Here is a 1204-nt window from a genome sequence, read left to right as displayed (position 1 = left end):
CGTCCTGGTGACCATTTCTGATATTGATGATTGCTTGGCATATGCTCTGGTTGGGTGCTGTTGCCCCTCTCCCTTTGGCTACGTGGATGCTGGGCAATCAAGTTACCTTGATGGTAGATCTGAACCAGACGATTGGAAGCCTCTAGTTCTACATGGCAACCAACAAGTTGGTGTGGCACTGAGTAGTAGTGGCGTTGATACTCGATGTGATAGTCAGGACCCACCTTGGCGCGTTTAGTTTCGGTATAGAGATAACGCTGTTTAGGAAGGGGCTTTAACGCAGGTTTATCAAGTTTATCGAACAGCGATTGACGACTGGCACCATACTGCTTCATCTCACGCTGGTTTAGTTCATTCATGAGCTTTCTGATTGCCAGGTTGAGCTCTTTGAACGTGTAAAAGGTTTGGTGTCTCAGCCGCATCATAATCCAACGTTCCACTAGCAGTACGGCGTTCTCTGCCTTGGCTTTGTCTTTGGGTTTGTATGGGCGCGCTGGCATCACTGCGGTTTGATAGTGATTTGCCAGTTTTTGATAGCTGTCATTGAGCCTCGGTTCATAACGATTAGCCTTAGCGACCGCACTACGTAGGTTATCCGGAACCAATAGATGCGGTACACCACCGAAGTGTTCAAATGCATTGGCATGAGCTTCTAGCCAATAGGGCTTCCCTTGGCTGGGGAAGGCCTCAACATAGGTGTAGTTAGATGCGCCCAAGGTGGCCACAAACACTTCTGCTTCACGCACTTCGCCTGTATCAGGATTGACGACCTGAAGTCTTGGACCACAGTAGTCAATAAACAGCTTATCACCCGCGACATGCAGCTGACGCATGCTGCGTTTTTGAGTTTTGATCCAGCGAGTGAAGTGCTCGCAAAACTGCGTGTAAGCGTAAGCTCGGTCTTGATACTGCTCATGATATTCCTGCCAAAGCAGCATTTTTGTCATGCCTTTACGTCTGAGCTCAACTGCGTATTGAGAGAAGTCTGGCATGACCTTATCTCGATTCGTTGTCTTGCTGTGATACAGCACCTGAGTGAGATCGCTATCGCTATAGTCCTCAGGCAAAGGCCAGCCAATCTGGCTTTGTTTAAATCGAGTAAGGAGTTCGGATATGGTGGAAGTGCTAAGTTTAAGGCAGGAAGCGATGCTGCGATTGGATAGATTGCAGACGTACTTAAGGCGCAATACCTCTTTGATTTTGT

At 48.1% G+C, this 1204-nt stretch carries 1 protein-coding gene; it reads right to left on the bottom strand.

Annotation, left to right across the window (positions count from 1 at the left end):
* Positions 1–1204 (bottom strand): IS21 family transposase (istA, locus tag FJM67_RS17335; protein WP_140591944.1); only part of this gene is annotated, 1204 nt, incomplete at both ends.

Source organism: Maribrevibacterium harenarium (assembly GCF_006385675.1).
Taxonomy (GTDB): domain Bacteria; phylum Pseudomonadota; class Gammaproteobacteria; order Pseudomonadales; family Marinomonadaceae; genus Marinomonas; species Marinomonas harenarium.
Note: the sequence above shows the minus strand (reverse complement) of the source record. Positions and strands in the feature narration are given on the sequence as shown.